This window comes from Caulobacter sp. GW821-FHT12A07 (assembly GCF_058807655.1).
In genome coordinates this window covers 129,860-144,924 of record NZ_JBXAQX010000001.1, presented here as the reverse complement: position 1 = coordinate 144,924, position 15,065 = coordinate 129,860, and the positions used below count along the sequence as shown (strand labels likewise).

General features: G+C 69.1%; 19 protein-coding genes. 12 read left to right on the top strand and 7 right to left on the bottom strand.

Annotated features, from left to right (window positions below; genetic code table 11):
* Nucleotides 1–44: 44 nt before the first annotated feature.
* The 5 genes from queC to AC1RRS_RS00600 all read left to right on the top strand — a co-directional run bounded on the left by queC (nucleotide 45) and on the right by AC1RRS_RS00600 (nucleotide 3,172).
* Nucleotides 45–824, top strand: a complete 780-nt coding sequence (gene queC, locus AC1RRS_RS00620; protein ID WP_492853514.1) for a 7-cyano-7-deazaguanine synthase QueC — start codon at nucleotides 45–47, stop codon at nucleotides 822–824.
* A 129-nt stretch (nucleotides 825–953) separates the two neighbouring features.
* The gene (gene queE / locus AC1RRS_RS00615) at nucleotides 954–1,586 is read left to right on the top strand and encodes a 7-carboxy-7-deazaguanine synthase (RefSeq protein WP_492853513.1); all 633 of its coding nucleotides are present in this window, start codon (nucleotides 954–956) and stop codon (nucleotides 1,584–1,586) included.
* A gap of 72 nt (nucleotides 1,587–1,658) precedes the next feature.
* On the top strand, nucleotides 1,659–2,027 hold the full coding sequence (locus tag AC1RRS_RS00610) for a 6-pyruvoyl trahydropterin synthase family protein (protein ID WP_334348542.1): 369 nt from the start codon (nucleotides 1,659–1,661) through the stop codon (nucleotides 2,025–2,027).
* A gap of 208 nt (nucleotides 2,028–2,235) precedes the next feature.
* The gene (locus AC1RRS_RS00605) at nucleotides 2,236–2,709 is read left to right on the top strand and encodes a recombinase family protein (protein WP_492853512.1); all 474 of its coding nucleotides are present in this window, start codon (nucleotides 2,236–2,238) and stop codon (nucleotides 2,707–2,709) included.
* Nucleotides 2,710–2,776: 67 nt separating this feature from the next.
* Nucleotides 2,777–3,172 carry a YciI family protein gene (locus tag AC1RRS_RS00600; RefSeq protein ID WP_487288593.1) on the top strand — a complete coding sequence of 132 codons (396 nt, stop codon included), beginning with the start codon at nucleotides 2,777–2,779 and terminating at the stop codon, nucleotides 3,170–3,172.
* A 105-nt stretch (nucleotides 3,173–3,277) separates the two neighbouring features.
* Here AC1RRS_RS00600 and AC1RRS_RS00595 read toward each other — a convergent pair whose 3' ends face one another.
* Entirely contained in the window at nucleotides 3,278–3,508 is a 231-nt protein-coding gene (locus AC1RRS_RS00595; RefSeq protein ID WP_110119496.1) for a hypothetical protein, read from the bottom strand.
* A gap of 254 nt (nucleotides 3,509–3,762) precedes the next feature.
* Here AC1RRS_RS00595 and AC1RRS_RS00590 point away from each other — a divergent pair, with 254 nt between their 5' ends.
* Nucleotides 3,763–3,957: a hypothetical protein gene (locus AC1RRS_RS00590; protein ID WP_233245226.1), complete on the top strand. Its 195-nt coding sequence runs from the start codon at nucleotides 3,763–3,765 to the stop codon at nucleotides 3,955–3,957.
* 954 nt (nucleotides 3,958–4,911) lie between these two features.
* Here the strand turns inward: AC1RRS_RS00590 and aroC are convergent.
* The 4 genes from aroC to argH form a co-directional block, all read right to left on the bottom strand.
* Nucleotides 4,912–6,039, bottom strand: coding sequence for a chorismate synthase (gene aroC, locus AC1RRS_RS00585; protein ID WP_492853511.1), 1,128 nt, complete (start codon nucleotides 6,037–6,039; stop codon nucleotides 4,912–4,914).
* A 99-nt stretch (nucleotides 6,040–6,138) separates the two neighbouring features.
* On the bottom strand, nucleotides 6,139–7,404 hold the full coding sequence (gene lysA, locus AC1RRS_RS00580) for a diaminopimelate decarboxylase (RefSeq protein WP_492853510.1): 1,266 nt from the start codon (nucleotides 7,402–7,404) through the stop codon (nucleotides 6,139–6,141).
* Between the two features lie 19 nt (nucleotides 7,405–7,423).
* On the bottom strand, nucleotides 7,424–7,738 hold the full coding sequence (locus AC1RRS_RS00575) for a hypothetical protein (protein WP_199228294.1): 315 nt from the start codon (nucleotides 7,736–7,738) through the stop codon (nucleotides 7,424–7,426).
* Nucleotides 7,735–9,153 carry an argininosuccinate lyase gene (gene argH / locus AC1RRS_RS00570; RefSeq protein WP_492853509.1) on the bottom strand — a complete coding sequence of 473 codons (1,419 nt, stop codon included), beginning with the start codon at nucleotides 9,151–9,153 and terminating at the stop codon, nucleotides 7,735–7,737. The genes AC1RRS_RS00575 and argH overlap by 4 nt, the downstream gene beginning before the upstream one ends.
* Here argH and AC1RRS_RS00565 point away from each other — a divergent pair, their 5' ends adjacent.
* The 6 genes from AC1RRS_RS00565 to AC1RRS_RS00540 all read left to right on the top strand — a co-directional run bounded on the left by AC1RRS_RS00565 (nucleotide 9,154) and on the right by AC1RRS_RS00540 (nucleotide 13,449).
* Nucleotides 9,154–9,783, top strand: a complete 630-nt coding sequence (locus tag AC1RRS_RS00565; RefSeq protein WP_492853508.1) for a TlpA family protein disulfide reductase — start codon at nucleotides 9,154–9,156, stop codon at nucleotides 9,781–9,783. It abuts the gene before it with no gap.
* Nucleotides 9,780–10,520 carry a GNAT family N-acetyltransferase gene (locus tag AC1RRS_RS00560; protein WP_492853507.1) on the top strand — a complete coding sequence of 247 codons (741 nt, stop codon included), beginning with the start codon at nucleotides 9,780–9,782 and terminating at the stop codon, nucleotides 10,518–10,520. Before AC1RRS_RS00565 ends, AC1RRS_RS00560 begins: the two co-directional genes overlap by 4 nt.
* 75 nt (nucleotides 10,521–10,595) lie before the next feature.
* Nucleotides 10,596–11,129, top strand: a complete 534-nt coding sequence (locus AC1RRS_RS00555) for a CcdC protein domain-containing protein (protein ID WP_492853506.1) — start codon at nucleotides 10,596–10,598, stop codon at nucleotides 11,127–11,129.
* Between the two features lie 124 nt (nucleotides 11,130–11,253).
* Entirely contained in the window at nucleotides 11,254–12,465 is a 1,212-nt protein-coding gene (locus AC1RRS_RS00550; RefSeq protein ID WP_492853505.1) for an acyltransferase family protein, read from the top strand.
* Nucleotides 12,466–12,497: 32 nt separating this feature from the next.
* Entirely contained in the window at nucleotides 12,498–13,130 is a 633-nt protein-coding gene (locus AC1RRS_RS00545; RefSeq protein ID WP_487288604.1) for a hypothetical protein, read from the top strand.
* 7 nt (nucleotides 13,131–13,137) lie between these two features.
* Entirely contained in the window at nucleotides 13,138–13,449 is a 312-nt protein-coding gene (locus AC1RRS_RS00540) for a winged helix-turn-helix domain-containing protein (RefSeq protein ID WP_492853504.1), read from the top strand.
* Here the strand turns inward: AC1RRS_RS00540 and gluQRS are convergent.
* Both gluQRS and AC1RRS_RS00530 read right to left on the bottom strand, forming a co-directional pair.
* Nucleotides 13,446–14,285 carry a tRNA glutamyl-Q(34) synthetase GluQRS gene (gene gluQRS / locus AC1RRS_RS00535; protein ID WP_492853503.1) on the bottom strand — a complete coding sequence of 280 codons (840 nt, stop codon included), beginning with the start codon at nucleotides 14,283–14,285 and terminating at the stop codon, nucleotides 13,446–13,448. The genes AC1RRS_RS00540 and gluQRS overlap by 4 nt on opposite strands.
* Before the next feature lie 34 nt (nucleotides 14,286–14,319).
* Nucleotides 14,320–14,943, bottom strand: a complete 624-nt coding sequence (locus AC1RRS_RS00530; protein ID WP_110117906.1) for a TetR/AcrR family transcriptional regulator — start codon at nucleotides 14,941–14,943, stop codon at nucleotides 14,320–14,322.
* Between the last annotated feature and the right edge of the window lie 122 nt (nucleotides 14,944–15,065).

Genomic DNA, 15,065 nt, shown 5'->3' with positions numbered 1-15,065 from the left:
GCCCCGCCGTTCCAGCCGGGGGCAAGGTCGTGTAGAGGAGCGGCATGTCCGCATCTTCCACCTCTTCCGCGCCCTCGGGCGCCGCCCTGGTGCTGTTCTCCGGCGGCCAGGACTCCAGCGTCTGCCTGGCCTGGGCGCTCGAGCGCTATGAGCGCGTCGAGACCCTGGGCTTCGACTACGGCCAGCGCCATTCGATCGAGATGGAGGCCCGCCAGGCCGTCCGCCATCAGGTCGCCGCCCGCTTCCCGCACTGGGCGCAGCGTCTGGGCGAGGACCACGTCCTGGATATCAAGAGCTTCGGCGCCGTCGCCGAGTCCGCCCTGACCGCCGACCGCGCCATCGAGATGACCGAGCGCGGCCTGCCGTCGACCTTCGTCCCCGGCCGCAACCTCGTGTTCCTGATCTACGCCGCGGCCCTGGCCGACCGCCGGGGCATCGACGCCCTGGTCGGCGGCATGTGCGAGACCGACTTCTCGGGCTATCCCGACTGCCGTCGCGACACGCTGGACGCCATGCAGAGCGCCATGAACCTCGGCATGGACCGAAACTTCCGCGTCGAGACGCCCCTGATGTATCTGACCAAGGCTGAGACCTGGGCCCTGGCCAAGACCCTCGGCGGCGAAGACCTCGTCGACCTGATCGTGGTCGAGAGCCACACCTGCTACCAGGGCGAACGCGGCGAGCTGCATCCCTGGGGCCACGGCTGCGGCGAATGCCCGGCCTGCGAGCTGCGCGAAAAGGGCTACGCCGAGTGGGACGCGGCCGGTCGTCTTCCGCTTCCTTCTCCCCTTGCGGGAGAAGGTGGCGGCGAAGCCGTCGGATGAGGGGTCTCTCAAACCGATGACGCCGCGCCCGATCGTTCCGCCCTACGCGGCGGATCTCGCCATCAACCCCTCACCCGACGGTCCTCCGGACCGCCACCCTCTCCCGCAAGGGGAGAGGGGAGGTTCTCGATGACCTACTCTGTGAAAGAAATCTTCCTCACCCTGCAGGGCGAAGGCGGCCAGGCGGGCAAGGCGGCCGTGTTCTGCCGTTTCGCCGGCTGCAATCTGTGGACCGGCCGCGAGCAGGACCGCCACAAGGCCGTCTGCACCTTCTGCGACACCGACTTCGTCGGCACGGACGGGGAGGGCGGCGGCAAGTTCGCCACCGCCGACGCCCTGGCCGCTGCCGTCGAGGCCGCCTGGACCGGCGGTCCCAACGATCGGCTGGTGGTCTGCACCGGCGGCGAGCCGCTGCTTCAGCTGGATGAGCCCGCCATCGCCGCCCTGCACGCCCGCGGCTTCCAGATCGCCTGCGAGAGCAACGGCACGGTCGTCGCGCCCGAAGGCATCGACTGGGTGTGCATCAGCCCCAAGGCCGACGCCCCCGTCGTCCAGACCCGCGGCCAGGAGCTGAAGCTCGTGTTCCCCCAGGAAAAGGCCATGCCGGAACGCTTCGAAAGCCTGGATTTCGAGCGCTTCTATCTCCAGCCGATGGACGGCCCGGACCGCGACGCAAACACGCAATTGGCCGTCGCCTATTGCCTTTCCCACCCTCAATGGCGTTTAAGCGTCCAGACACACAAGTATCTCGGCCTGCCCTGACGGATAAGGCGCTCGGTTTGGTGACAGGACCGTTGCGCTAGAGCCTCCCAGGCCTAGTCATAAAAGAAGTCCATGTCCGAACCCGTCTTCGAGATCACGAAGGCCGCGCATTTCGATGCGGCCCACTACATTGAGCAAGGCCCCGGCGACCATCGCTATCGCCGGCTGCACGGCCATTCGTTCCGCGTCGAGGCCAGCGTGAAGGGCTCCATGCAGGCGGCCGGCTGGGTCGCCGACCTGGAAAGCCTGGACGTCGCCCTCAAGGCGGTCGCCACCGAGCTCGACCACGGCCTGCTCAACGATCGCCCCGGCCTGGAAAGCCCGACCCTGGAGCGGATCTGCCTCTATTTCGCCGAGCGCCTGAAGCCGCAGTTCCCCGGCCTGTCGCGCGTGGTCCTGTCGCGCCCGACCATCGGCGAGAGCTGCGCGCTGACGCTGTAGAGGCGACCCTCCCCCTCTGGGGGAGGCGGCCGAAGGCCGGTGGGGGGACGTTTTCAGCTTCCGCCACGCTGGCCGATCTCGCAATCGCTCCCCCCACCGATCGCTGCGCGATCGCCTCCCCCAGAGGGGGAGGTTCGATTATCCCCGACTTTGACGCCGCCGCCCTCTGGCGCGGCGGCGCGGAGTTCGTCACACAGCGCCCATGCGCATGATCGGCTACTTCCGGGTTCCGCCCGTACGGGGCGCGACCTTCGACGGACCCCTGGCGGACAAGCTCAGCGCCGCCGGCTGCGAGGCGCTGCACCACGACGCCTGCTATGCCCTGGCGGTGCACAAGCCGGGGCTGGACGCGGCCATCGCCTCGGCGCGGCCTGGCGACCTGCTGGTCGTCCCCAGCCTGCACGCCTTCGCCGCCCATCTGGTCGACCTGCTGCAGGTGCTGGGCAAGATCCAGGCGGCGGGCCTCTACCTGATGACGCTGAGCGAGGGGATCGACACCCGCATGCCCGGCGCCTTCTTCACGGTTTGCGCCCAGCTGGCCCAGTTCAACGACCAGACCCGCATGGTCCGCAACGCCGAGGAGAAGATCGTCCGCCTGGGCCGTCCGCGTCCCGCGACGCCGGAGACTGAGCCTGAAGGTGATGCGTCGGAAGCGGTCGCAGAGGCTCCGCCCGAGGCCTGAGACCTCTTTTCAGAGAACGCCGGTCGGGCTACCCCTTGCGCCTATAAGCGCCCCGGGAGGCCTCGCCGTGCTCTACGCCATCCTCTGCTACAACGATCAGGACCTGGTCTCGAACTGGACCCCGGCGCAGGACGCGGCCGTGATGGAAAAGCTGTCGGTCGTTCACGACCGGCTCTATGCCGAGGGCAAGCTGGGACCGGCCGGCCGCCTGGGCTTCACCGGCTCGGCCAAGACCCTGGTCAAGGGCCAGGAGCCGCCGATCGTGATGGACGGTCCCTACGCCGAGACCAAGGAGGCCATGCTCGGCTTCTACATCGTCGACTGCGCCTCGATGGACGAGGCTCTCGACGTGGCCCGCGCCCTGGGCGAGGCCAATCCGACCGGCGCCTACGAGATCCGGCCGCTGTCGCTGTATCTGGAGGGCTTGGCCGTGGGCGATCAGATCCCTCAGGCGGCGGAGTAGAGCCCCCTCAGTCGCTTCGCGACAGCTCCCCCAGAGGGGGAGCATCTGCGGCGTAGATCCTCCCCCTCTGGGGGAGGCGGCCCGGAGGGCCGGAGGGGGGGGGCGTCAGCCGCGCTGGGCCTTCTTCCACTCGCGGAATTCGCGCTTTTCGCGGTCCTTCTTGCTTTCGCCGGGGATCACCGCCTTGCCGGCGCCGACCACGACCTTGCCGGTCGTGCCGACCACGGCTCCGGCCGTGCCGACGGCCGCGCCCGCGACGGCGCCGGCCAGGCACCCCTGGGCGCCGACCGCGACGGCCAGCAGGGCGGGAACGAGAAGCAGGCGGGAAACGCGCATGGGGAAGAAACTCGCGGAACAATGGTTCGCCGGTTCTAGCCGAATAAAGGTTTACGATCTCCGCGTCGCAAGGTCGCTGTCGTCTGGCCGACTTTTCAGGTCTTCGAGTCTGTAGGCCGACAGTTCTCGTGGTAAAAATGCGGCGGTGCAGCTTGATTAAGATTTGTAAACGAAAAAATCAGGAACGAGTCCTAAAGTTCGGCGGTTGGTTGGTCGAATGCTAGAGACTTGAACCGATGCCCCGCCGAGAAGACATGATCAAGCAGGAGGCCCAGGCGCTGTGGCGAGAGCTGCGCGGCGAGCCCGTCCCCGACCTCAGCGGCGAAGAACTGCTTGCCAGATTGTGTCGAGATCTTGACGTCGCCGACTACGACCGCGTCCAATCGCCCTTCCTGCGCCCGTCGATGATCATGCGGCCGGAAGAATGGCCGGAGCGTCGGGAGGGGTGACGTTCGGGTCCTTTCTGATGGGCGAGAGTTCCCGCCAGCCTCCTCTCCCGTAAAATCCCCGCGAAAGCGCAGCCGCCTGGTCCCTCTCCCCTTGCGGGAGAGGGTGGCCTCCGAAGGAGGTCGGGTGAGGGGTCTCTCAAAAATCAAAGCCGCGTGCGGCGGTCAGGCCGGGCGGGGCGTCTCCCATCTGAGAGACCCCTCATCCGTCGGCCTTCGGCCGCCACCTTCTCCCGCAAGGGGAGAAGGAACGCCGACGGGCATAGAGCGCCCTCAATCCCCGACGATCGCGCCAAAGACCCCAACCAATCCAGCCGCTTACAACTTTCTCAGCGCTCTGGATCAGACGCGCTGAAACCCGCTGCATAATCAGAGCTGTCCCGTCGCAGGGAGAGGGCGCAAGGATCCGGCCCGAAGCGTGCGGCGGTGATGCGATCGAGCGGGGCTGAAGGAGCGGCGAGAGCCGGGCCTGAAGGCTTAAATGAGGGTGGGGGACGTAAATCCATCCATCGGGAGCTTGCCTGTATCGGCTCCCGCCCGTCCGAGGGTCCGCTCCGGCGCCTTCTGTCTGCACGCGATGGCTAGCGAAGCTTACAGCCCGGTTCCGGGGAAGGCATACGCCGAAGGGGGTGAAGGGCGGAAAAGGCCCGCGCGCCCCGGCCTGAGGGATAGAACGATCGCGCGGGGCGTCAGAGCTTCGTCGAAACGGTATTTAGAACTCACACATCCGGGCGAGGCCCGGACGCCCCGCGCCCTCTCCATCAACTCAGCGGTTCACCGCGTGAGAGCGAAGCCGCACGCCCAGGAACCTCCCCCTGTGGGGGAGGCGGCCGAAGGCCGGTGGGGGGACGTTCTCAGCTTTCGAGGCGCCGGCCATTCTCGCACCAACTCCCCCCACCGATCGCTGCGCGATCGCCTCCCCCACAGGGGGAGGTTCCTTGGGAGCGCCGAAGGATCCTAGACCCGCTCGCCGCTGCCGCCCGGCAGGAACGCGCCGCCGCCGGTCTGACCGCGATGACGCAGGAAGGCGTCGGCCAGGACGCAGGCGGTCATGGCTTCCACCACCGGCACGCCGCGGATGCCCACGCACGGATCGTGGCGGCCCTTGGTGCGCAGGTCGATCTCCTCCCCGGCCTCGTTGAGGGTCTGGCGCGGGATCAGGATCGACGAGGTCGGCTTGAAGGCCACGCGGGCCGTGACCGGCTGGCCGGTGGAGAGCCCGCCCAGCACGCCGCCGGCGTGGTTGGACAGGAACTCCGGCTGGCCGTTCGGGCCAAGGCGCATCATGTCGGCGTTGTCCTCGCCGGTCAGGGCGGCGCTGTCGAAGCCTTCGCCGATCTCGACGCCCTTGGCGGCGTTGATCGACATCAGGGCCGCGGCCAGTTCGGCGTCGAGCTTGCCGTACAGCGGCGCGCCCCAGCCGGCCGGCACGCCGGTCGCTTCCACCTCAACCACGGCGCCGGTCGAGGAGCCGGCCTTGCGGATCTTCTCCAGATGCTCTTCCCACACCGGAATGATCGCGGCGTCCGGCGACCAGTAGGGGTTCTCTTCGGTCTGCGCCCAGTCCCAGTTGGCCCGGTCGATCTTGTGCGGGCCGATCTGCACGAGGGCCGCGCGCACCGTGACGCCCGGGATCACCAGCCGCGCCACCGCGCCGGCCGCGACCCGCGCGGCGGTCTCGCGCGCCGAGCTGCGCCCGCCGCCGCGATAGTCGCGCACGCCGTACTTGGCGAAATAGGGGTAGTCGGCGTGACCGGGGCGGAAGGCCTGGGCGATCTCGCCATAGTCCTTGGAGCGCTGGTCGGTGTTCTCGATCATCAGGCTGATCGGCGTGCCGGTGGTGCGCTGGCCGCCGGTGCGCTCGTCCTCGAACACGCCCGACAGGATCTTCACCGCGTCCGGCTCCTGGCGCTGGGTGACGAACTTGCCGTTGCCCGGCCGGCGCTTGTCGAGGAAGCCCTGGATCATCTCGGCGGTCAGCAGGATGCCCGGCGGCACGCCGTCGACGACGCAGCCGAGGGCGGGCCCGTGGCTCTCGCCCCAGGTGGTGACGCGGAACAGGTGACCGAAGGTGTTGTGCGACATGGCGAGGCTTCTAGCCCAAAGGGCGTTTGGGGGCGAGACTTTGCGGGCGGGGAGCGGGCAGGGCGGCGACGCGCAAGAATTTGCCGCCGCCGCTTTGGCCTACACCCAGTCCGGAACAAGGTCCCGGGCCAGCATCTCGTCATAGGTCGGACGCTTGCGGATCACGGCGTAGCGATCGCCGTCGACCAGCACCTCGGGGACCAGCGGGCGGGTGTTGTACTCGCTGGCCATGGCCGAGCCATAGGCCCCGGCCGACATGAAGGCCACCAGGTCGCCCGGCCCGAACGGCGGCAGGGCGCGGTCGCGGGTGAAGGTGTCGCCGGTCTCGCAGACCGGGCCGACCACGTCGTAGACCGTCTCGCCGTCACGCGGCAGCACGGGCCGGATGTCGTGGAAGGCGTCGTACATGGCCGGACGCACCAGGTCGTTCATGGCCGCGTCGATGACCAGGAACTTGCGGCCTTCCGGACGCTCGTGGACGTGGATGACTTCCGACACCATGACACCCGCGTTGGCGGCGATGACCCGGCCCGGCTCGAAGGCCAGCTTCACCGGCAGGCCCTTGGTCACCTCGGCCACCATGGCGGCGAAGGCGGCCGGGGGCGGGGGCTCGGGGTGGTTGAAATAGGGTACGCCCAGGCCGCCGCCGAGATCCAGGCGCTCGACCGACAGGCCCTCGCCCAGCAGCTGCTCGACCAGGCCCCGCATCTTCGTGAACGCGGCGCGCATGGGCTCGAGGTCGGTGATCTGGCTGCCGATGTGGCAGGCCACCCCGATCGGCTCCAGCGCGGCGTTGTTGCTGGCGTTGGCGTAGAGGCGGGCGGCCTCGGCGAACGAGACGCCGAACTTGTTCTCCGACTTGCCGGTGGCGATCTTGGCGTGGCCGCCGGCCGCGACATCCGGGTTGACCCGGAAGGCGATCTTGGCCCGCACGCCCAGCTCGGCGGCGACGCTGGCGATCAGTTCCATCTCCGGCTCGGACTCGACGTTGATCTCGGCGACGCCGGCCTTCAGGGCGAAGGCGATCTCCTCGCGCTTCTTGCCCACGCCCGAGAACACGATGCGCTCACCGGGAATGCCGGCGGCCAGGGCGCGGCGGACCTCGCCTTCCGACACCGTGTCGGCGCCGGCGCCCAGGTCGCCCAGCACCTTCAGCACGGCCACGTTCGAATTGGCCTTCACCGCATAGGCCACGAGCGGATCGACGACGCCGGCCTGCACGAGGGCGTCGCGGAACACGGTGAAGTGCCGCTCCAGGGTGGCGCGGGAATAGACGTAGACGGGCGTGCCGACCTCGGCCGCGATCCTGGCCAGGGGGACGCCTTCACAGGCGAGGCCCTCGGGGCCGTATTCGAAGTGGTTCACAGAAATGCTTTCGGGGAGATCAGTTCGGCGTCGAGGACGGGAAGCCGGCGGCGGACGGGCCGCCGAACGGGTCGGACGGCGCGCCGCGCAGCGGAGCGGCGCGGGTCGTGCGGTTGCTCGACGCCGGGTCGATGTTCTCCTGGGTGCCGTTCGGGCGGGCCGGCTGGTTGGCCTGGGCCGAGGCTTCGCGGCGCTTGGAGGCTTCGGCGGCCTTCTTCTCCGGACCCCACAGCGGCGCGGGACGCTCCAGCTCGGCCTGCTTGCCGCAGGCGGAGAGGGCGGCGCCGGTCAGGCCCAGGGCGGCGATGGCGAGCAGCGTGGCGGGACGGATCATGCCAGGGTTTCCTTCCAACGCGCGATCTGGGCGCGGACCTGGGCGGGGGCGGTCCCGCCATAGCTCATGCGGCTGGCCGCCGAGGCGGCCGGGGTGAGGACGGCGTAGACCCCGTCGGTGATCCGCGGTTCGATGGCCTGGAATTCGGCCAGCGACAGGTCCGACAGATCGACGCCCTTGGTCTCGGCGGCTTTCACGGCCGAGCCTGTCACGTGGTGGGCGTCACGGAAAGGCATGTTCAGTTCGCGCACCAGCCAGTCGGCCAGATCGGTGGCGGTCGAGAAACCGGCGCCGGCCGCGGCGGCCATCTTTTCGGTGTTCGGGGTCAGGTCGGCGATCATGCCGGCCATGGCCAGCAAGCTCAGTTCCAGGGCGTCGAAGGCCTCGAAGGTCGGGACCTTGTCCTCCTGCATGTCCTTCGAATAGGCCAGCGGCAGGCCCTTCATGACCACGGTCAGGGTGGTCAGGCTGCCCAGGATCCGGCCGACCTTGGCGCGGATCAGCTCGGCGGCGTCGGGGTTCTTCTTCTGCGGCATGATCGAGCTGCCGGTGGTGAAGGCGTCGGTCAGCTTGATGAAGCCGAACATCGGCGTCGTCCACAGCACGATCTCCTCGGCCAGGCGCGACAGGTGCGTGGCGGTGATCGAGGCGGCCGACAGGGCTTCCAGCGCGAAGTCGCGCGAGGAGACGCTGTCCAGCGAGTTGGCGGTCGGACGGTCGAAGCCCAGGGTCGCGGCCGTCTGGTGGCGGTCGATCGGGAAGGGCGAGCCGGCCAGGGCCGCGGCGCCCAGCGGGCACTCGTTCATCCGGGCGCGGGCGTCGCGGAAGCGGCTGGCGTCGCGGCCGAACATCTCGACATAGGCCATCAGGTGGTGGCCGAAGGTCACCGGCTGGGCCGGCTGCAGGTGGGTGAAGCCCGGCATCAGGGCGTCGGCATAGGTCTCGGCCTGGGCCAGCAGCGCCTTCTGGAGGGCGACCAGCTGGCCGGCCGAGCGGTCGGCGGCGTCGCGCACCCACAGGCGGAAGTCGACGGCCACCTGGTCGTTGCGCGAGCGGGCGGTGTGCAGCCGGCCGGCCGTCGGGCCGATCAGCTCGCGCAGCCGCGCCTCGATGTTCATGTGGATGTCTTCGTACTCGTCGCGGAACGGGAAGGTCCCGGTGGCCAGCTCGTCCTCGATCTTGGCCAGGCCCTCGAGGATTTCCTCGCCGTCGCTGCTTGCAATGACGCCTTGGGTGATCAACATCCGCGCGTGGGCGCGGCTGCCCGCCAGGTCCTGCGCCCAGAGGCGCTTGTCGAAGCCGATGGAGACGTTGATCGCCTGCATCAGTTCCGCCGGCTTGGCCGAGAACCGTCCGCCCCACATGGCTTGGCCCTGGCCGTTCGCGGCGGGCGTTTTGGAGGCGGTGTCGGTCATATGAGCGAAGTCCAGTCGAACGGTGCGGTGACCAAGCCGAAGCCCGGCCCCCTGAAATGGGCCATCGGCGCCGTCATGCTCGTCGGCGTCGTCGGCGTCCTATACGTCATCGCCCAGGCTTCGTTCAAACCCGCAGAAGCCGCCGACCTCACGGAATTCAAGAAGGCGTCCCTAGCAAAGCTGGATGTGCCCAAGTCGCCGCGCGGGGCGCCGGCCACCGTCTTCACCGACATGGCCGGAAAACCGCACACCCTGGCCGACTTCAAGGGGCAGGTGGTGGTGATGAATCTCTGGGCCACCTGGTGCGCGCCCTGCAAGAAGGAGATGCCCACCCTGGCCAAGCTGGCGGGCGCCTATCCCACCCAGCCGCTGAAGGTGCTGCCGGTCAGCATGGACCGCGACGACGACGTCAACCTGATCAAGGCCGAGATGGCCAAGAACCCGCCGCTCGTCTCGTTCCGCGACAAGTCCTACAAGCTGTCGTTCGACCTCCAGCCGCGCGCGATCGGCTATCCGACCACGGTGATCTACGACAAGCAGGGCCGCGAGCGGGCCCGCATCGCCGGCGAGGCCGACTGGTCCAGCCCCGAGGCCCGCGGCCTGGTCGAAGCCCTGTTGAAAGAGAAATGAGCCCCGACGTTCTCGAACCGATCGCCGACGGTGCCTGGCCCGCTCGTGAGCGGCAACGCCTGGGCGGCTGGCGGCTGAACGCTGCCGACGGCTTCTCGCTGCGCATCAACGCCTGCTGGCCGCTGGGCGAGCCGGATCGCGACCCCGAGGCCGCCATCGACGCGGTCGAGGCCTTCTACGCCGCGCGCGGCCTGCCCGTGCGCTTCAAGCTGACCGAAGACGCGACGTCGCCGGCCGATCTGGCCGAACGCCTGGCCCGCCGAGGCTACGAGACCCATGGCGAAACCCTGGTGATGACCGGCGCCGTCGCCGGCCTCGCCGATCCGGACGTGACCCTGTCGACCGCGCCCGACCCGGCCTTCGAGGCGGTGCTGGTCGCCTCGGCCAAGGGCGACCTGGCCGACGCCCGCGAGCGGCTCGAAGCCCTGGCCCGCATTCCGGCCCCGGCCCGGTTCGCCCGTCTGGCCGTCGAAGGGCGCGCCGCCGCCCTGGGCGCCTGCGCGGTCGATGGCGAAGCCGTGGGAATCTTCGGCATGCGCACCGATCCGGACTTCCGCCGCCGGGGCCTGGCCCGCCGGGTGCTCGACGCCCTGCTGGCCGAGGCCGAGGGGCTGGGCGCGCGCACGGCCTATTTGCAAGTCGAGGCCGCCAACGCCCCGGCCATCGCCCTCTACGCGGCGCGCGGTTTTTCGACGGCCTATCGTTATCGCTACTGGAGCAGGCCCGCTCGCGATTGACGAGAGCGCCGGTTTGAGGTGCTCATCCGCTCCGGGGAAGCGGCGCGTGGCCGCGTGTGTGTTGGGGGAACGGCCGTGGATCACGGAAACCAGAAACTGATCAGCTACGGGATCACGGCGGCGGTCGTGGCCATCGTCTTCGCCCTGCGCTTCCGCGCCATGAACAAGGAGCGGCGGCTGAAGCTGGAGTTCATGTGGATCCTGCCGGCGATCATGGTCGCCGCCACGATCTTCCTGTTCGTGCAGTTCACGCCGCATGGGACCGACTGGCTGTGGCTGGGCCTGATCTTCGCCGTGGGCGCGACGATCGGCTGGTGGCGCGGCCGCCTGATTCCGATCGCCATCGATCCCGACACCCACGAGCTCAACACCAAGCCCTCGCCGGCGGCGATCCTGTTCCTGCTGGGCCTGTTCGTCGTGCGCTTCGCCCTGAAGGCCTTCCTCGAATCCGAAGCCCAGGCCTGGCACATCAACGCCGTGCTGCTGACCGACGGCTTCGTGGTGCTGGGCGTGGGCCTGTTCGCCGTCTCGCGCCTGGAGATGGCGTTGCGGGCCATCGGCCTGCTGCGTGAAGCTCGCGCGACCAAGGCGGCGCAGGCGGCGGCCTAGATACTCCTCGTCGAACTCGATCAGCGACACGTGCGATTTAGAACGCCGTTTTCTAACTAGTTTACAAAACAAACTAGTTGATACAGTGTGCGGCTCGCCACCGAGACGGGTGGGGGAGGAAGCCATGCACGCGCCGCTCAAGACCCTGGAGAGACCGACCGTCGACGACGGTCGCAACGCCCCGATCGGCGCCCTGCGCGCCTTCGTCACCCTGCTGGTGATCGCCCACCACACGGCGATGACCTATCACCCCTACGCGCCGGCCCCGAAGGCGTTCGCCGCGCCGCCGATCCTGTGGACGGCCTTCCCGGTCGTCGATCCGCAGAAGGTCGGGGCGTTCGGGATCCTGACCCTGGTCAACGACACGTTCTTCATGTCGCTGATGTTCTTCATCTCCGGCCTGTTCGTCGCCCAGGGCCTGCGGACCAAGGGCGCGGGCGGTTTCCTGAAGGGGCGGGCGCTGCGTCTGGGCGTTCCGTTCGTGATCGGCGCCGGCCTGCTGGCGCCGCTGGCCTACTGTCCCGCCTGGCTGCAATCGGGCGGCGCGCCGTCGCTGGGCGCCTTCGCGCAGGCCTGGACCCATCTGCCGTTCTGGCCCGGTGGCCCGGCCTGGTTCCTGTGGGTGCTGCTGGCCTTCGCAGCGATCATCGCGGGGCTGCACGCCCTGGCTCCTGGCGCGATCGACGCCCTCGGGCGTCTGGTCAAGGGCGCGGAGGCCAGGCCCGGCCGGTTCTTCCTGGGTCTCGTCGCCATCAGCCTCGCGGCCTATCTGCCGCTGTCGATGACCACGCCGTTCGGCCACTGGACGATGGTCGGGCCGTTATCGGTGCAGACCGCCCGCATCGGCCACTACCTCGTCTACTTCCTGGCGGGCGCCGCCGTCGGCGCGGCCGGCGTCGGCCAAGGCCTGACCGATCCTGATGGCAAGCTGGCCAAGCGCTGGTGGGTCTGGCAACTGGCGCCGATCGTCCCGGTCGTCGGCGGCGTGGCCGTGCTGATCGTCGCCTTTTCGCCCAACCCGCCGCCCCGGCCGGTGCTGGACGTGCTCGGCGGCATGATGTTCGCGCTGGGCTGCGCGGCCCTGTCGTTCGCCGCCCTGGCGACCTTCCTGCGCTTCGCCCGCAAGACCGGTCCGATCGGCGCCAGCCTGCAGGCCAACGCCTACGGCATGTACCTGCTGCACTACGTCTTCACCTCGTGGCTGGCCTGGATGCTGCTGCCCGCCGCGTGGGGCGGCCTCGCGAAGGGCGCGGCGGTGTTCGTCGGGGCGACGGCGCTGAGCTGGCTGCTGACCATGGCCCTGCGCCGCATGCCGCTGTTGGGACGAATCCTTTGACCCTGCATGATGTTCGCGACGGAGCCGCGCCCATGAACGACAAGCTGAAGACGGTGCAGGACGACCTGGCCTTCCTGCGCGGCATCGCCGAGGGCGGCGCCGAGCGGGGCGGGTTCGGCGTCGCCGGCGGGGCCCTCTATGGATCGGCCGGCCTGCTCTACGGGATCCAGACCCTGGTCTATTTCGCCCAGGAGAAGGGCGTCCTGTCGCTGGGAGGGCTGGGCAACCTGATCCTGGCCTGGCTGCCGACGCTGATCTTCCTGGTGCTGATGACGATCGTGATCGTGGTTGAGCGCAGGAAGCCCAAGGGCGGTGTCGCCCACCGGGCGATCAACGCCGCCTTCGCCGGGGCGGGCCTGGCCAATCTGGCGCTGATCATCGTCTTCGCCGTGGCCGCCGCCCGCAATCACGACTTCCGCTACTGGCTGTTCCATCCGGCGGTGGTGTTCGTGATGCAGGGCGCGGTCTGGTACGCCGTCTTCGCCCTGCGCAAGCGGGCCTGGATGCTGGTGGTCTCGCTGGGCTGGCTGGCTTCGGGCGTCGCCCTGGGACTGCTGGTCGATCGGGCGGACCTCTACCTGCTGATCGCCAGCATTGGCCTGTTCGGCTTCATGATGGTCCCCGGCTTCTTCCTGATGCGCCAAGCCCAGCGCGCGGCGGCCTGAGGCGGGCGTGGCGGAACGGTTCGACATCAGCGGGCTCGACGACGTCATCCATGGCCGGGTGCGGCTGGGCATCGTCGCCTACCTGGCCAGCGCCGAGGTCGCCGACTTCACCGAGCTGAAAAACCTGCTGGAGGTCACCCAGGGCAACCTCTCCATCCACCTGCGCAAGCTGGAGGAGGCGTCTTATGTCTCGATCGACAAGAGCTTCGTCGGCCGCAAGCCCCTGACCCGCGTACGCCTGACCGACACCGGCCGGGCAGCCTTCGCCCGCTATCTCAAGGCCATGGGCCAGCTGGTGGAGCAGGCGGGCGGCGGCTAGACGCCCATCTCCGCCCGCAGCGCCCGCGGCGTCACGCCGGCGGCGCGCAGTTCGCGCAGGGTCTGGGCCTTGTCGCGCTTGGCGTAGCGCTTGCCGTCTGGTCCGACCAGCAGGCCGTGGTGGCGGTAGGTCGGGACGGGGAGGTCCAGCAGCGCCTGCAAGAGGCGCTGGATGTGGGCGGCCTCGAACAGGTCATGGCCGCGGATGACGTGGGTGATGTTCTGCAAGGCGTCATCCAGCACCACGGCCAGGTGATAGGCGACGCCGACGTCCTTGCGGGCCAGCACGATGTCGCCGGCGGTCTCGGGACGCGCCTTGATCAGCCCGGTCTCGCCTTCGGGACCGGCGCCTTCCTCGACGAAGCTCAGGGCTTCGAAGCCGCCCAGCGTCGCTTGCGCGGCGTCCAGCGACAGCCGCCAGGCGAAGGCCTCGCCGCGCGCCAGGCGTTCGGCCTCTTCGGCTGCGGGCAGGGGCGCGCCGCGATAGGGAACGGCCGGCTCGTGCGGGGCGCGGCCAATATCGAGCTCCTTGCGGGTCTTGAAGCAGCGATAGACGAGACCGCGCTCGCGCAGGACGTCGATGGCGGCGTGATAGTCGGCCAGGTGCTCGGACTGGCGGCGGACGGGCTGCTCCCAGGCAAGGCCCAGCCAGGCCAGGTCCTCCAGGATCGCCGCTTCGTAGTCCGGCCGGCTGCGGGTGGCGTCGATGTCCTCGATGCGCAGCACGAAGCGCCCGCCGGTCTCGCGCGCGGCCTTGAAGGCCGTCAGGGCCGAGAAGGCGTGGCCGCGATGCAGATGGCCGGTGGGGGAGGGGGCGAAGCGGGTGGCGAAACTCATCCGCGCCAAGTCCTCCGTTTCACGGGGGAGGAGATCATCCGCGATCGAACTTGGCGAACATGCCCAGGTGGTCGAACACCGCCTTCAGGAAAGCTTCCTCGCCGCCGAGCATGGCCTTCAGGCCGGCGAACTGTTTGAAGCCGCTCATTTCGGCGAGGCCATGGCCGGCGCACCAGGCGGCGATGGTCGCCAGCTCCAGGTCGATCTCCGAGACGCCGGGACCGGCCTGGTGGGCGATGGTGTTGCGCACCTGGCAGTAGGCCCCTTCCTCCTTCATCTGGTCGGGCAGGGCGTCCTTGTCGCGCGAGCAGTCGTACATCACCCGGTAGAGCGCCGGGTTGTCGCGGGCGAAGGTGACATAGGCCACGCCCAGGTTGGTCATCCGCTGACGGTCGCTTTCGCTGTCGTGGCGGGCCTTCATCAGCGCCTCGTCCAGCGCCACCCAGCCCTCGTGGGCCACGGCGTCGAGCAACTGGCCCTTGTCCTTGAAGTGGTGGTAGGGCGCGGCGGGGCTGACGCCGGCCTCGCGGGCCACCGCGCGCAGCGACAGGGCCGCCGGGCCGTCGGTCTCGAGGATCCGTCGGGCGGCCTCGACGAGGGCGCGGCTGAGATCGCCGTGGTGATAGGGACGGGCGGCTTCGGGCGAGGCGAGAGTCATCGGGCGGCACTCTATCCCTTACGTAGCGAAAATTCATCCAAACATTGTCAAGATATCTTGACGCCGCTTAGATCCGTGTTATCTAAGCATCGTTCAGATGGATCGGCCGATCAAGAGACCGC

Excerpts from the sequence above, each read along its gene's own strand:
- AC1RRS_RS00610 (WP_334348542.1), top strand. The coding sequence starts at position 1,659 with ATGTCCGAACCCGTCTTCGAGATCACGAAGGCCGCGCATTTCGATGCG.
- AC1RRS_RS00605 (WP_492853512.1), top strand. The coding sequence starts at position 2,236 with ATGATCGGCTACTTCCGGGTTCCGCCCGTACGGGGCGCGACCTTCGAC.
- argH (WP_492853509.1), bottom strand. The coding sequence starts at position 9,153 with ATGACCGACACCGCCTCCAAAACGCCCGCCGCGAACGGCCAGGGCCAA.
- aroC (WP_492853511.1), bottom strand. The coding sequence starts at position 6,039 with ATGTCGCACAACACCTTCGGTCACCTGTTCCGCGTCACCACCTGGGGC.
- queC (WP_492853514.1), top strand. The coding sequence starts at position 45 with ATGTCCGCATCTTCCACCTCTTCCGCGCCCTCGGGCGCCGCCCTGGTG.
- AC1RRS_RS00560 (WP_492853507.1), top strand. The coding sequence starts at position 9,780 with ATGAGCCCCGACGTTCTCGAACCGATCGCCGACGGTGCCTGGCCCGCT.
- AC1RRS_RS00545 (WP_487288604.1), top strand. The coding sequence starts at position 12,498 with ATGAACGACAAGCTGAAGACGGTGCAGGACGACCTGGCCTTCCTGCGC.
- gluQRS (WP_492853503.1), bottom strand. The coding sequence starts at position 14,285 with ATGAGTTTCGCCACCCGCTTCGCCCCCTCCCCCACCGGCCATCTGCAT.
- AC1RRS_RS00595 (WP_110119496.1), bottom strand. The coding sequence starts at position 3,508 with ATGCGCGTTTCCCGCCTGCTTCTCGTTCCCGCCCTGCTGGCCGTCGCG.
- AC1RRS_RS00590 (WP_233245226.1), top strand. The coding sequence starts at position 3,763 with ATGATCAAGCAGGAGGCCCAGGCGCTGTGGCGAGAGCTGCGCGGCGAG.
- queE (WP_492853513.1), top strand. The coding sequence starts at position 954 with ATGACCTACTCTGTGAAAGAAATCTTCCTCACCCTGCAGGGCGAAGGC.
- AC1RRS_RS00550 (WP_492853505.1), top strand. The coding sequence starts at position 11,254 with ATGCACGCGCCGCTCAAGACCCTGGAGAGACCGACCGTCGACGACGGT.
- AC1RRS_RS00530 (WP_110117906.1), bottom strand. The coding sequence starts at position 14,943 with ATGACTCTCGCCTCGCCCGAAGCCGCCCGTCCCTATCACCACGGCGAT.
- AC1RRS_RS00575 (WP_199228294.1), bottom strand. The coding sequence starts at position 7,738 with ATGATCCGTCCCGCCACGCTGCTCGCCATCGCCGCCCTGGGCCTGACC.
- AC1RRS_RS00565 (WP_492853508.1), top strand. The coding sequence starts at position 9,154 with ATGAGCGAAGTCCAGTCGAACGGTGCGGTGACCAAGCCGAAGCCCGGC.